At 60.9% G+C, this 14,078-nt stretch carries 9 protein-coding genes; 4 read left to right on the forward strand and 5 right to left on the reverse strand.

The features are described 5' to 3' along the window. Positions 1 to 32 precede the first annotated feature (32 nt). From ASE04_RS08950 to ASE04_RS08965, 4 genes are all read left to right on the forward strand, one after another. The gene (locus ASE04_RS08950; protein ID WP_056815299.1) at positions 33 to 1,133 is read left to right on the forward strand and encodes an ABC transporter ATP-binding protein; all 1,101 of its coding nucleotides are present in this window, start codon (positions 33 to 35) and stop codon (positions 1,131 to 1,133) included. Next, positions 1,126 to 2,061: a carbohydrate ABC transporter permease gene (locus ASE04_RS08955; protein WP_056815301.1), complete on the forward strand. Its 936-nt coding sequence runs from the start codon at positions 1,126 to 1,128 to the stop codon at positions 2,059 to 2,061. The genes ASE04_RS08950 and ASE04_RS08955 overlap by 8 nt, the downstream gene beginning before the upstream one ends. After that, positions 2,058 to 2,909, forward strand: coding sequence for a carbohydrate ABC transporter permease (locus tag ASE04_RS08960; RefSeq protein WP_056815304.1), 852 nt, complete (start codon positions 2,058 to 2,060; stop codon positions 2,907 to 2,909). Before ASE04_RS08955 ends, ASE04_RS08960 begins: the two co-directional genes overlap by 4 nt. A 79-nt stretch (positions 2,910 to 2,988) precedes the next feature. Further along, positions 2,989 to 4,314, forward strand: coding sequence for an ABC transporter substrate-binding protein (locus ASE04_RS08965; protein WP_056815653.1), 1,326 nt, complete (start codon positions 2,989 to 2,991; stop codon positions 4,312 to 4,314). A 73-nt stretch (positions 4,315 to 4,387) separates the two neighbouring features. On the opposite strand, the gene gabD is transcribed toward ASE04_RS08965, so the two are convergent. The 5 genes from gabD to bcsA all read right to left on the reverse strand — a co-directional run bounded on the left by gabD (position 4,388) and on the right by bcsA (position 14,056). Beyond that, the gene (gene gabD / locus ASE04_RS08970) at positions 4,388 to 5,842 is read right to left on the reverse strand and encodes an NADP-dependent succinate-semialdehyde dehydrogenase (protein ID WP_056815656.1); all 1,455 of its coding nucleotides are present in this window, start codon (positions 5,840 to 5,842) and stop codon (positions 4,388 to 4,390) included. Positions 5,843 to 5,938: 96 nt separating this feature from the next. Beyond that, a complete protein-coding gene (locus tag ASE04_RS08975) occupies positions 5,939 to 8,272 on the reverse strand; it encodes a hypothetical protein (RefSeq protein ID WP_056815306.1) in 2,334 nt (777 codons plus the stop codon). Further along, complete coding sequence (locus ASE04_RS08980) at positions 8,269 to 9,318, reverse strand: glycosyl hydrolase family 8 (protein ID WP_056815309.1); 1,050 nt, start codon at positions 9,316 to 9,318, stop codon at positions 8,269 to 8,271. Before ASE04_RS08980 ends, ASE04_RS08975 begins: the two co-directional genes overlap by 4 nt. Continuing rightward, entirely contained in the window at positions 9,315 to 11,867 is a 2,553-nt protein-coding gene (locus ASE04_RS08985; protein ID WP_056815315.1) for a cellulose biosynthesis cyclic di-GMP-binding regulatory protein BcsB, read from the reverse strand. Before ASE04_RS08985 ends, ASE04_RS08980 begins: the two co-directional genes overlap by 4 nt. Next, positions 11,867 to 14,056: a UDP-forming cellulose synthase catalytic subunit gene (bcsA, locus tag ASE04_RS08990; protein WP_056815320.1), complete on the reverse strand. Its 2,190-nt coding sequence runs from the start codon at positions 14,054 to 14,056 to the stop codon at positions 11,867 to 11,869. The genes ASE04_RS08985 and bcsA overlap by 1 nt, the downstream gene beginning before the upstream one ends. Between the last annotated feature and the right edge of the window lie 22 nt (positions 14,057 to 14,078).

The raw sequence follows: 14,078 nt of genomic DNA on the forward strand, positions 1-14,078 counted from the left end.
TCGGGTTCTGACTGCAATCGAGGAGCAGTCGAATGACCGCGAATATCGAAATCCAGAATGTTACCAAGCGTTACGGCTCGATGACTGTCCTTGATGGACTGTCGCTGTCGATCAAGGCAAACGAGTTCATGGTCTTCCTTGGGCCTTCGGGCTGCGGCAAGTCCACGCTTTTGCGCATGATCGCCGGATTGGAAAGTGTCGATGAAGGCACGATTTCGATCAACGGGGAGCGGATCGACACGCTCCCTCCCGGTCAGCGCGATATCGCCATGGTCTTCCAGTCCTATGCGCTTTATCCGCACATGACGGTGGCCGACAACATGGCCTTCGGACTGCGCAACATCAGCGTTTCCCCGGACGTGATTTCTTCACGCGTCGCGGAGGCGGCCCGTATGCTCGAGATCGGGCATTTGCTGGAGCGCAAACCCGGTCAGCTTTCCGGGGGGCAGCGCCAGCGCGTTGCCATCGGCCGGGCGATTGTGAAGGAGCCGAAAGCCTTCCTGTTCGACGAGCCGCTCTCGAACCTGGATGCGGCGCTGCGTGTCCGCACCCGCGTCGAACTTGCGCAGCTGCGCAACCGAGTACGATCGACGATGATTTTCGTCACCCACGACCAGATCGAAGCGATGACACTGGCCGATCGTATCGTCGTCATGAACAATCGAAAGATCGAGCAGATCGGTACGCCGATGGAGATCTATTCGCGACCGGCAAGCCGCTTTGTCGCGACTTTCGTCGGCTCGCCGACGATGAATTTCCTGAATGTCGGCCTCACGGAAGAAAACGGCTTCCTGCGCGCCAAGCTGCCGGATGGAACCGAGTTGCAGACGGCGATCCGGTCGAGCGGTCCAAAGGCGGGCGAATTCGCGCTCGGCATCCGCGCCGAGGCGGTCAAGCTTGCCAACGGCGTGCCTGCCACGACGACAGGCAAGGTTGACGTGCTCGAACGGCTCGGAGACCGTACGCTTCTCTATACCAGCCTCAAGGATGGAACCGTCGTCGTCGCCGAAGACATCGGCAACAGCCGGGTTGCTATCGGTGACGAGGTCGCACTGACGCTCGATGGTTCGCGCACGCATCTTTTCGATACGGCTGGCAACGCCTGGCATAACGAGGAGGGCGGTCATGGCTGAGGCCACTCTCTCGTCGGCTCCCTCTGCGGCCACGGTGGCCGCCCGGCAAAAGGTTCAGGACATCAATGCACCGCTCTGGCGCAATGCCCTGTTCGTTGCTCCCTATCTCTTCTTTTTCGTCACGCTTCTGATCGTGCCCCTGTTATGGGGCATGTGGCTCAGCCTCCACAAGGCCGATGCCTTCGGTGCCGGGCGGTTTGTCGGTCTCGACAACTACGTCAGGCTGTTCAAGGACAAGATCTTTATCCAGGCGGTCGGCAACACGTTCTATTTCGTGCTGCTGACGGTTCCCACACTTGCCATAATCGGCCTGTTGCTGGCTCTTGCGCTCAATCGCAAGACAAAGATGGCGGCGGCGCTGAGAGCGGTTTACTTCTCGTCGTCGGTGCTGTCGGTCACCATCGTAACGCTCATCTGGCGCATCGTTTTCATCGGCAATTTCGGCCTGCTGGCAACGATTTACGGATGGTTTGGCGTGCCGGCACCTGCCTTTCTCTCCAATCCGAACCTTGCGATGATCGGGATCGCGATTGCGACTGTCTGGTGGTGCATCGGTTTGCCGATGATGCTGTTTCTGTCGGCGCTTCAGCAGGTTCCTGCCGAGATCTATGAGGCCGCCGCGCTCGACAATGCCAGCCGCTGGCGCACCCTCTGGTCCATTACGCTGCCTTCGATCAGACGCACCTTTTTTCTCGTCCTGATCATTCAGGTGGTGCTTCAGTTCCAGCTCTTCGGGCAGGCGAAACTGATGACGCTCGGCGGACCGAACAACGTCTCGAAACCGATCGTGCTCTACATCTACGAAGCCGCCTTCACCAAGTGGGACCTCGGTCTCGGTGCTGCTGCATCCGAAGTGCTCTTCATACTGATCCTGATTGCTGCGATGGCGCAGTACTTCATCTCGCGCCGCAAAGGAGAAGAAGGATGAGCGCAGTATCCGGTGGAAATATGGTCGGTCGTTCGACCGGCGATCGCGTGATCCTTATCCTGGCCGTTGTCTGCGCAGTGATCATGATGGCGCCGGTGCTCTGGGTGATTGGGCTGTCCCTCAAGGACAACAAGGAACTGATGGCGGATATGAACTCCGTCTTCCACGCGCCCTACACGATCACCAACTACGTCAATATCCTGGCCACATCGTCGGTGTTCCGTTGGATCTTGAACAGCATTGTTGTCGCCGGCGGATTGACGCTCTTCACGCTGATCCTGGCATCGCTTGCAGGCTACGGCTTTGCTCGCCTGAACTTTCCGTTCCGCAACACGCTGTTCATTATCGTGTTGCTCGGGCTTGCCATTCCGGAACAGGCGGTGCTCATCGCCCGCCATCAGATCTTCAGCTGGCTGAAGTTTCACAACACCTATCACGGTCTGATCCTGCCGGGGTTGTCGGCACCGTTCGGCGTGTTTCTGATGACGCAATACTTCCGCGCCATTCCGAAGGAGCTCGACGAGGCGGCGCTGCTGGACAATGCCAGCCGCTTCAAGATCTTCTGGAAGGTCCTGCTGCCGTTGACGGTGCCCGCGCAGGCAACGCTCGGGATCTTCACCTTCCTTGGTGCCTGGAACGACTACTTCTGGCCGTTGATCTCGGGCACCAAGAAGGAAATGTACACACTGACGATCGGCATAGCCTCGACACAGACAAACTTCGCGCAATCGGAGGGCCTCGGCTTCCTGATGTCGCAAGCGGTTTTCGCCGGTGCGCCGATCCTCATACTCTACCTGTTTTTCCAGAAATACATCGTGACGGCAGTATCGGGCGCCGCCGTGCGCTGACGCCTGTCCCGCGATCAACCTGCTCCCGGGGAGGGGGCTTGAAGCCAAGGGTCGAAGACCCATTGTGGAGGAGATGGAAATGACGCTTAATTTCAGAAAATACATGCTGGTGGCGGCTTCGGTCATCGCGCTTGCGGGTGCAAGCCCGGCTTTTGCCGCCACCGAGCTGACCGTGCAGCGCTTCTTCGGCGCCTGCGATGCAGACTGGGGCACCAACACCGATGTCACCAAGGCGGTCGGCGAGTGCGGCATCATCACGTCGCTGATCAACAAGTTCAACGCCGACAATCCGGATGTTCATGTGACCGTGACGACCGTCGAATGGCCGGGATACGACCAGTTGACGGCTCAGTTTGCTGCCGGCGACCCGCCAGATATCGTCACCATCCACCAGTCCGTCCTTGCCGACTACCAGTCCAAGGGCCTGATAATGCCGCTGGATGACGTCCTGAAGTCCGTTGGTGTTGCGTCTTCCGACTTCACGGATGCCAGCCTGAACGGCGTGACCAAGGACGGCAAGGTCTACGGCCTTCCGATCGACAACTGGACCATGTTGTATCACATCAACCTGGACCTCTTCAAAAAGGCCGATCTGCTCAATGCCGACGGCACGCCGAAGCTCCCGACCAGCGTCGACGAACTCCTGGCGCAGGCCAAGCAGTTCAAGGAGAAGACCGGCAAGCCGTACTTCGTTCAGAACCTCGCCAACGAAGTCGCTCTCTACACCCGTAATCTCTATACCTACCTGTTCCAGCAGGACTCGAACTTCTTTGCCGATCCGAAGCAGGTCAAGATCAACACGCCCGAGGCCAAGAAGGTCGTCGAGATGTATAAGGCGATCTACGACAACGGCTACACGACCAAGGATCTCGACTACGCGGCTGGCATCAACGCCTTCCTCGCAGGCGAAGGCGGCGTTCATCTGAACGGTACCTGGGTGATCGGCGACTACACGGCATCCTCCGAGAAGGCAGGTACGGCTCTCAACGCCGGCGGTTACGCCGTCTATCCCTATCCGCAGCTCTTCCCGGGCAAGAAGTCGCAGTATGCCGACGGTCATAGCTGGGCAGTGTCGCAGAAGGACCGGAACGAAGAACAGACCGCCGCAATCGGCAAGTTCCTGAAGTTCTTCCATGACAACGACTTCGACTGGTCGCGGACCGGCCACCTTCCGGCTGTCAAGGCGGTGCTGGATTCCGAACAGTTCAAGGCTCTGCCGCATCGTGACACGATCTCGGCGATCGCAACGCTTGGAACGCCACTGCCGTCCACCGTCCAGCGCCAGTTCGCAATTCAGGACATCATCGGCCAGGAAATGAGTGCTGCGATCACCGGCCAGAAAGAGGTCGACGCCGCGCTTACCGACATGGAGCAGCGTATCAACGATCTGCTCGCCAACATCTGAGGCTCAACTCTCTCCCGAGCCTAGGAGCCGATGCCCGCCGCTGGTCTCGCGGCGGGCATTTCCGTTTGTTCGGTTAGGCAATGCCGCCAAGGCAGACGTACTTTATCTCGGTGAATTCCTCGATGCCGTACCTGGAGCCTTCGCGTCCGAGGCCTGACAGCTTGACGCCGCCGAACGGCGCTTCGGCGGTCGAAATCAGCCCCGTGTTGACGCCGACCATTCCATATTCAAGCGCCTCGGCGACGCGGAACACGCGGGCGAGATCCTTTGCATAGAAATAGGACGCCAGACCAAACTCGGTGTCGTTGGCCTGTGCGATGACATCAGCCTCGTCCTTGAACCGGAAGAGCGGTGCCACCGGACCGAAAGTCTCTTCGCGGGCAACGGCCATATCCTTGGTTACGCCTGCAAGCACGGTCGCCTCGTAGAAAGTGCCACCAAGCGGATGGCGCTTGCCGCCGACGACGACCTTGGCACCCTTGGCGACGGCATCGAAGACATGCTCTTCGACCTTTTCGAGCGCCGGCTTGTCGATCAACGGTCCGAGAACAACACCGTCGTCGAAGCCGTTGCCCGTCTTCAGTTTCCCAACGGCCGCCGCAAGCTTCTCGGCAAATGCCTCGTAGACGCCGTCCTGGACGTAGAGGCGATTGGCGCAAACGCAGGTCTGGCCGTTGTTGCGGTATTTCGCGATAAGAGCGCCCTCGACGGCGGCATCGAGGTCGGCATCATCAAAGACGATAAAGGGGGCGTTGCCGCCGAGCTCGAGGCCGAGCTTCTTGATGGTCGGTGCACTCTGCTTATAGAGTTCCGCACCCACTTCCGTCGACCCGGTAAACGTCAGTTTGCGGACGGTCGGATTGGCCGTCATCTCCGCGCCGATCTCGCGCGCGGAGCCGGTCACGACTGAGAACAGTCCCTTCGGCAGTCCGGCGCGCTCGGCCAGAACGGCAATTGCGATTGCCGAGAACGGCGTCTGGCTGGCTGGCTTCAGGACCATCGCGCAACCGGCTGCAAACGCCGGACCGGCTTTTCGCGTGATCATCGCGTTGGGGAAATTCCAGGGCGTGATTGCCGCCACAACGCCGATCGGCTGTTTCATCACCATGATGCGCTTGTCCGGCTGATGCCCGGGGATCAGGTCGCCATAGATGCGCCGTCCCTCCTCGGCGAACCATTCGATGAAACTTGCACCGTAGACAATTTCACCGGCCGCTTCGGCGAGTGGCTTGCCTTGCTCAAGGGTCAGGATGCGGCCGAGATCATCCTTGTTCTCGACCATCAATTCGAACCACTTGCGGAGAATGGCCGAACGCTCCTTGGCGGTCCGTGCGGCCCAAGCCTTTTGCGCGACGCTTGCGGCATCGATGGCCGCCTTTGTCTCGGCGGTGCCAAGCTTCGGGACGCGGCCGATGATTTCGCCCGTCGCCGGATTGTTGACCCCGATGGCGTTCTTCGGATCGGCTTCGATCCACTCGCCGCCGACAAGAGCTGCTTCCCGAAAAAGGCTTGTGTCTTTCAGATGCATGATTTCCATCCCGATTATGTCTGGCCGTGCCATCCAGTCCATTAGTTGGGCGGATTGTGCGACGTGTCAAACTGTGGCGGAAATTCTGTTCGCTCGTCAATCAACCGTATCGGGATGCGTGGCGGCCTTCAGATCGGCCAAGCCGCGATAGCCATCCTTGTTGCCTGTCGCGGCAGCCGCGTTGAAGATGCGCTCGGCATCGCCATACATTTGCAGATTGAGATAGCAGTACCCGCGCAGCACCATCAGGTCGATCCGCTCCTGCTGCAATTGCGCGCGCTGGTCCAGATAGACGAGGGTCTCGCGATAGCGCTTTGCGCCGTATGCGGACAATGCCCGGTCGGAGAGAATAGCGACCTGAAGCTCAGCGGCGCGCTGGCGGCTCTGGGGAGCCTTGGTCGCGGCGACTGCGGCGTTGTTGGACAGCCCCGCTCTCAGATAGGCAAGGCTCTGGCCGTAGGCCGCGTCTTCCCGCGCCTTCCGCGTCGGGCTCGCAAGGGCCGCCTCGAAAGCTTCGACGGCTTCCATCGGGCGGTTGAGGTCCATGAGGCACCATCCACGCGTCAACGCGCTGCCAGGATCGAGCAGACGAGCGTCGACGGTCGTCGAGCAGCCACGCGCTGTCCTGCCGCCTCGTTGGACGGCCACTGTTCGCATGGCGGGTCTCGCCATGGTCGGTGCCTGCGCGACATCAACGGTCGAAGCCGGCGCCGTCGTTGTCCGTGGTTGGGCTGCGAGCGGAGACGCCGGCGACTGTGATACCGGCTGTACGCCTGCCGGAACCGGCGCTGCGATCTGGGCCGGTGGGGTCAGCGAAGACGTATCGCCGAGGTGGGCAATCCGTTCCGATCGTCCCGCCCAAAGGCGCTGCACGTCCTGCACGCCCTTCCGGTCGTTCAGTTGCTCGAGGGTGATCGCCAATCCGTAGGCGGAGGGTTCGTCGTCGGCCTTCCAGCGCAGGGCAGTGTCGAACCAGCGCGCAGCCGTCTGCGGTTGATTGAGGGTACGCGCGTACCAGCCGAACTGCTGGGCGGTTGGAACGTATTTCTCAGCTATCACGACCGTCGCGATACGACCGAGGACGGTCTCGCTCAGATTTGCGGGCGGTTGAAGCGCCATCAAGTTGGCCGTCGCGGCGAGATAGGTTGCCTTCGCATCGTCGGAATCGTCGTGCCACTTGAACATGACATCCTCGGCTTCCTGTGGCTTTTTCTCGGCTATCAACGCCAAGGCAAGGCCCTGTGAGGCACTTGCCGAGTCTTCCTTGCTGCGTGCCGCGCGGAACCATTTTTCCGCGTCCGCGTAGTTTTCACGCCGCACCTGATACCAGCCAAGCAGGAGGTTGTCGGACACCAGCCCCTGCGCCGCCGCAAGCTTCTCGACCACTGAAATGTATTCGGGAGCAACCGCGAGATTGGCATCCGCGTTTCCGGCTGCAACGAAGGTTCGCGCCAGGTCGTTGCGGATGCTGTCGAACTCGCGACCGCCGTTTCCGTCGGGCCGCTCAAGCGCGAGGAGGGGCTGAATGGCGCCATAAGGCAAGAGAGCAGATGCCTTTTGTACGGTCGCCAACCGCTCTTGCGGATTGGTGCAGCTCTTCAGAATATAGCCGTAGGCATCCTGTCCGCGGTGGGCACGGTTCGTGCGCACGAAAGCCTCGGCAACGCGCCAGAGGATGTCGATGTCGCTGCAGGTGAGAAGGCTTGGGGTGTTCGCACCGATATCGACAACCGTGGCATATTGCTTGAGATCAGAGGCGTTGACGAGCCGAGCGCGGGCTTCAGCGACATCCAATCTGTCAAGAAGATCCGCGGGCGGTTGCCAGCCAGCCTCCACCGTCTGTCGGTCGGTGATTGCTTTTCTCAGTTCGGCATAGCGGCCCTCCGAGTAGAGGCTCCACATGGTCTCAAGCTGTTTGTCGCCGCTTTGCGGAACCGCCAACGGGTCGGCAGGCGGCACCCAGTTCGGGTAGAGAGCCTGGAGGCGCGAGATTTCTGCTTGAAGACGAGCCTTGTCGCCACGGCTGGCGAAATAGCGAAGCGCGCTTTCGTCGACCTTCGGCTGATTGGCGGCCTGGGTTGGCGGCGCTGCCTGAGTGGGCGCTGGCGTCGCTGCCGGTGCCGGAGTCGAGGGCGCCGCCTGGGCGACGTCGTTCATCGGTTCCGGAGCAGCCGGCGGCGCAGCAGGCGTGGATGGAGGAGCGGTGCCAGCCGCCGCCTGGATCTGATCGGCAACGAGGTCGAGATCGCGGGGAGAATTCTGCGAAGGTGTCTCGGGACCGGTGATGCGCCCCATCAACATCAGCTGCGGTGCCGACCGTCCTGGCGTCGCCAGGCCAAGCGCTTCCTGGATCGCAACGCGATCCTTCAGCGCGGTGACCAGACCGGCCACAACGACAGCAACACCAACTGCTATGAAAGAGGATCTCACAGACACTCCGGATGTTTCTCCCCGACGAAAGCCAGCCCGAGGAGCTGAAGCGTGGATGGATAATACAGCGACGGCGCAAACTGCCGGGACGACGCAGGAATCTTTGTCCCACGGGTTACACAGGCCACAACATCGTTAACAATTCGATAACCGGGGTCCGGCAGCGATTGCTTCGGGCGACCGCTCGGCAGGTCGAATGTCGCCGGTGCTCCGTCGCCTGCCGTCATTCCGGTTGTAAGGCGATTGAGCAGCGCCTTGTCGGTCACACCGGCACGGGCCAGATAAAGCGGAATGCGAATGGCGTTGTAGCCAAACTCTGGATCGAAGCCTTCTGCGGGCTGCGGATGGCGGTTCAGGCTAACCCAGTCGGCCGGGAGCTTCCGCGGCCCGAATTGCATGTCACGCAAGAGCGCCATGCCGTCGTCCGTCAATGTCTGCCAAGCGTCCGAAGGAGCGAGAACGGCCATGACGGGAATGGCCTCGAAGATGAGGTAAGATGGGTTGACGACCGGCCCATCCTTGCGGCCGGGAGCCATGAACCCCTCGGCACCGGGCAATAGAATTGTGCGCCCGCCAGACTTTACGACGACGTTGGACAGGAGCGCTTCTGCGATCTTGGTTGCGGCTGTCAGGTAGTTCTGTTTGCGCCAGGATGAACCCGCCATCGCCAGTGCATAGGCAATCAGGATGTCGCCGTCGGACGCGTTGTTGGTGTCTGTGACGTGCGGCGTTACGGTCGGATCCCATTTCCACACCGCAAGTCCGTCATCTCGCAGAAGCAGTTCCGTCCGCGTGAAGTACCAGATCTGCTCGAAGTCGGAGGGGTTGTTGGCAAGGTAGGCAAGAAGGAGCCCATAGCCCTGTCCCTCGCTGTGGCTGATACCGCCATTGGCATTATCGATGATCCGGCCGCTGGCATCGAGGAACTTGGCCTTGTAAGCCTCCCATGCCTGCGCAGGGATGGTCGGGCTCTGCGCCGAGGCCGGCGCGCAAACGCAGAACAGCCCCATGCAGAGCGCAAGGATGAAGCTTTGCAGCACCCTCATTGCTTTCTGCCCAGCCGCCCCAGCATGCTTGCCGTGGTGACCCCGATCAGCAGGGCCAGGGCAACCAGCAGGAATACGTAGGAGAGAATGTTGGTTGAAAGCCAGTTGGCTGCGATCAAGCGATAGTTCGCGAGGCTCCATTGGTCCGAGGTGACAAAGTCGAAGCGGCTGACGGGCACGCTGTCGATTTTGCCGGTGCTCGCCGAGTAGGTGGTGATGTGACCTGCGATCTGTGGCCAGCGCGCCTGAGCCGTGATCGCGTTGGCGCCGTCGCGGAGGTCCTTTGCCGATGGTGCCGTTACAACGGTCCAGGTCGCGTCGCCGGTGGCGCTGCGTCCCTGGGCAACCATGAAGCTGTTGCTGTTCGAAGGTGAGAACTGGTCCTCGGCGCCGGGCACGAACTGCAGGGAGCTGAGGGACATATCGAAATTGCGTCGCAGCCACTCCTGGAACGAGGTGATCTGGCCGCGCCAGACACCGCCGCTGACCTTGGAGCGCCATTCGTCGAACATGACGGTGGTTTCCGTCTGCGTCGTCTGGGTGGCGGCAAGCGGGCGCCAGCCTGCCTGGCTGGTCGTTGCGATGTTCATCTGCGTGAGCACCGCTGGCGGCATTTGCGAGATCGAACCGACGAAAATGGCGTCACGTTCGCCGATGGCACCGGGAGACGCCGCGGGCTCGACTTCAATCGGGCGGCCGGCGACGATCGCCATCTGCGCAAGAATGGTTGCTGTTGCAGACAGTGTGTCGGGATCGACGCGATCGATGAACAGCGGGATCGCCTGCGTGGCGCGACCGTAGGGGTAGCCGGTGCCTGCAAAGGCTGCAAGATTGGGGCGCTGCCCAACGCGCGCGAAGTCAGGAATATGAAGTTCGCTTGTATCGAACAGCGCAAATCGCGGCCCGCTACCGGCTGTCGTGCCGGGTACGCAAATGTCGTCTTCCTTGGTGAGCAAAATGGCTTCCAATGACAGGGTGTTCAGTCCTGGCTTGAAGTGCCGCATCGTGACCCGGATCGGCAGATGCCGGAAGATGCCGCCGCCCGACGCGGTGATCGGCAGCGTCGAGGCGATATTGCCGTTTACGTAGATATCCACATGGCTGCCGGGCTGCACGGTCTGCGTATAGGCGGCATCGAGCAGAACTGTCGCCTCGCCATAGGCATTGGCGTAAAAATCCGCGGGGACAGCGACATTGAAGCTGGTCCGGAAACGCCTGCCGGAAAATTCACTCGACTTCACGCCCAATTGCGAAAGGGCGATCGTCTTGTCGGAGAAGACGAGCGGTGCGTCGGGTGCGGTCCAGCGCTGGGTTGCCACCACGTCGCGCCGGACGCTCGGTGCGCGGTCCGTCGTTGCAACGATCGTTTCGATGGCGGAGGAGATCGATGGCCACGAAGGTCCGGTGACCAGAAGCACCGGTGCTCCGGTGCGTGGGTCGGTGGCAAACGTCGCCATGGGAGCCGCCTGGGCTGCCACTGGCACGGCGAAGACAGGCTGCAATTCCGCCGGAGTGCCGACCAGAACGGTCATCTTGCCCGGGCCGGATTGCGGCAGCGTTCCGGTGCTGAACGAGAATGTCTCATTGGGCATGCCGCTCAAGACGGCAATGCCCTGCACGAGCCGCAGCAGTGGCTTGGTTGTTCCCGGTTGCTCCAGTGCCGGTACGACGAAATTGAACTCGGTCTTTCCGGTGCCATCGACGCCGATCGCTCGGATGGCGTCGGTGCTGGAGAGCCTTGCGGCTTCCTCACCCGCAAAGCTCAGGTAGGTCTTCGAGGGGTCGATGTCGGACCAGAGCTCGTAAGTCGACTGCACGGTGCAATCCGTGCGGTGGCGATGCGTCGCCTCGAACGTCAGGAGATTGGCGCCGGGTTGCAGCAGCCGTGGCGGGACATCGAACGTCACATTCGACTGGCCATCCGGCGAACCGACCTGCTGTTGGCCGATCACGCGGTTGTTGAGGAGGACTGTGAATTCGGATGCCTCAGGCGCAACCACGATCGCGTTCTGGTAGGCGAAGTTGAACTTCGCCGGAGCGGCGGCCTGTTCGGGCGTGAGATAGATGGACCAGGACTTCCGATCATATTCGCCGTCAAAGCCTAGCTTGGCCGAGGGAATGAGGTAGCGCAACACCCCGCCCTGTGGGGGCTGACCCGGTTGAGCGGCGGCTGTGGTCGTAGCAGGTGCCGACGGCGCGCCTTGCGGAGCTTGCGCGGGCTGCATCGGAGCCGGCTGGCTGGGAACGACCGGTGTTACGGGTATGATCGCCGGGGGGGTATCGGTCGCTGGAGCAGGAGCCGCCGAGAAGGGGGGAACAATGCTTGGTTTGGGCGCCTCTACCTGTGCTGGAGCGCTTGGGGCTGGTGTTGCTGGAACCGGCGCAACGGCGGGCGCTTGTGGTGTCGGCGGAACAACGGGCAGCGTAAGACGCGGCGCTGCCGGCGCCGTCGTGCGCTCACCCGACATATCGAACGGTGTGGTTTGAGCAAGGGCGACGGCGGTGCAGGTCGTAACCAGAAGCAGGACGGCGGAGGCGAGTTGCTTCATCAGCCTTGCGCCTTTGCAAGTTCGCGCTGTTCCTCGCGTTCCGGGCGCAGACTGCGGAAGAAGTACAGAAGGCCGCGGCTGGTCTGATAAAGCGACAGACCGAGGAACCATATCGTTCCGCGAATGAGGCCCGGATTGTAGCGGCGGGCTTGCTGGAACTGGGTCCACTGCGCCGAGTTCGCGAAGATAAGATCGGCAATCAGTCGGTGGTCAAGAGCGCTTTTCGGCAGGTACTGACATCCGACGGCCAGAAGTCCATCTGACGATTGGATGTTGCGAACCACCAATGGCAGCGTTTCCATTTCCGCGCCGCTGTAGGGCTGGAAACGGATTTCGCCTTCGATGCCGACCATCGATTGATCGAGCTCCTTGTCGAAGACGTGCAGTCGAGCTCCGTGCACGGATACGTCCTCGATCGAAGCGGCATGCCATTTGCCGTTGATCCCGAATTCGCAGCGCCGGTTGACCCGGACACGACGGGAGGATGCGCGTTCGCCGCGTTCAGACACGACGCCGAGCGCGCAACCGGCCATGATCAGATTGATCACGTTCCAACCACCAACGACGAGCGTAACGTCGGCCTTGTAGGGCTCGGTGTAGATGCGGAAGATCGTCACTGCCAGAGCGATGACCTGCACGGCAAAGATCACGAAGAATGGCCGGCTGATTTCGGAAAGGCGGCTGACCGCGATCGACTCGTCCTTCGCGGTCACCTTGAACGTCGGTTTGCGCGGATTGAGCATGACCGAGATGACAGCGGGCAGCAGGTGAACCGTTTGGACGTATTCGTAAAGCTCGGAAATCCAGGGCCAGCGGAACGAACCGTACAGGTAGTTCTGCATCATCAGGTTCACGAGCATGTAGGCGAGCGTGTAGGCGAGGAATTCGCCGCCCGATGCGGTGAAAATCTCCAGGTCGAAGAACAGGTAGAAGAGCGGCGCGAACAGAAACACCGTGCGCGGGAACGGGAAGAGCCAGAAAAGCGTCGACGACATGTAGCAAAGGCGCTGCGGGATCGTCAGGCCGCGCTTCAGAAGCGGGAAACGGAAACGCAGGATCTGCATCATTCCCTGCGCCCAGCGGCTGCGCTGGCCGATAAAGCTTGCGAACGTCGCCGGCTGCAGCCCGGCAATCAGCGGCTTGTCTACGTAGATGCTGTTCCAGCCGCTGCCGTGCAGGGCAAGAGCCGTCTCGCAATCCTCGGTGATGCTGATGCCGCTGAAGCCGTTTTGCGATTCGAGTGCCTTGCGGCTGAGGACCGCCGCGGACCCGCAGAAGAACGCTGCGTTCCATTTGTCGAGGCCGCGCTGGATGATCCCGTAGAACATCTCGTTCTCGCTCGGCATCTTCTCGAATGTGCGCAGGTTGCGTTCGAGCGGGTCGGGATTGATGAAGAAGTGCGGCGTCTGGACCAGAAAAAGCTTCGGATCGTCGTCAAAGTAGCCGACCGTCTCGAGCAGAAAATCACGTGCCGGCGCATGGTCGGCATCGAATACGGCAATGAGTTCACCGGATGAATGCTTCATCCCGTTGTTCAGATTCCCGGCCTTGGCGTGCTCGTTCCGCTCTCTAGTCAGATAGTTGACGCCGATGTCTTCGCAGAGCTGGCGCAATTCATTGTGACGGGCGACCGCGGCCTGGGCCTCCAACAGCTTGTTGGAATTGCGCTTCTGTAGCGTCCCGCCATCGTCGAGCAGCCATACGTGCAGTTTATCAGCCGGATAATCCATTGCCTTGGCTGCAGACAGCGTGTTGGCAAGGAGGTGAGCATCTTCGTTGTAGGACGGCACGAACACGTCGACGTGAGGAAAGCGTTCAAGCTTTGCGGCGCGCGAAGGACGTGAAGGCAAGGGTGTCGCGACGATGAAGAGGCTGAGCGCCAGCATCGCGACGCTGTACATTTCCGCCAGGTAGAGCAGAAGGCCGGGAATGAAGTTCTCAAGCTGATTGATCGGGGGCAGAGTGTTGGTGGTGCGCCAGTAGACGTATCGCAGGACGATTGCCGTGCCAAAGGCCAGCGCGACCAGGCGCCAGGTGCCGCCGCCGTTGAGGCCCTTGATGACGGCCATGCAGGCCACCACGCTTATGCTTGCGATCAGCTGCGTTTGCAGGTTCACCGGCAGCGTGATCAATACGATCACGCAGAGCGAAACCAGTGCCCATATCAAGATGCTTCGGGCTTTATGCATCGGTGTCCCTTCGAAAGCATGG

The organism is Rhizobium sp. Root708 (assembly GCF_001429725.1).
In the GTDB taxonomy this organism is placed as follows: Bacteria; Pseudomonadota; Alphaproteobacteria; order Rhizobiales; family Rhizobiaceae; genus Rhizobium.

What these genes read in the sequence shown, in the direction of transcription:
- ASE04_RS08950 (WP_056815299.1), top strand. Translation starts at nt 33, where the DNA reads ATGACCGCGAATATCGAAATCCAGAATGTTACCAAGCGTTACGGCTCG.
- ASE04_RS08960 (WP_056815304.1), top strand. Translation starts at nt 2,058, where the DNA reads ATGAGCGCAGTATCCGGTGGAAATATGGTCGGTCGTTCGACCGGCGAT.
- ASE04_RS08985 (WP_056815315.1), bottom strand. Translation starts at nt 11,867, where the DNA reads ATGAAGCAACTCGCCTCCGCCGTCCTGCTTCTGGTTACGACCTGCACC.
- gabD (WP_056815656.1), bottom strand. Translation starts at nt 5,842, where the DNA reads ATGCATCTGAAAGACACAAGCCTTTTTCGGGAAGCAGCTCTTGTCGGC.
- ASE04_RS08980 (WP_056815309.1), bottom strand. Translation starts at nt 9,318, where the DNA reads ATGAGGGTGCTGCAAAGCTTCATCCTTGCGCTCTGCATGGGGCTGTTC.
- bcsA (WP_056815320.1), bottom strand. Translation starts at nt 14,056, where the DNA reads ATGCATAAAGCCCGAAGCATCTTGATATGGGCACTGGTTTCGCTCTGC.
- ASE04_RS08955 (WP_056815301.1), top strand. Translation starts at nt 1,126, where the DNA reads ATGGCTGAGGCCACTCTCTCGTCGGCTCCCTCTGCGGCCACGGTGGCC.
- ASE04_RS08965 (WP_056815653.1), top strand. Translation starts at nt 2,989, where the DNA reads ATGACGCTTAATTTCAGAAAATACATGCTGGTGGCGGCTTCGGTCATC.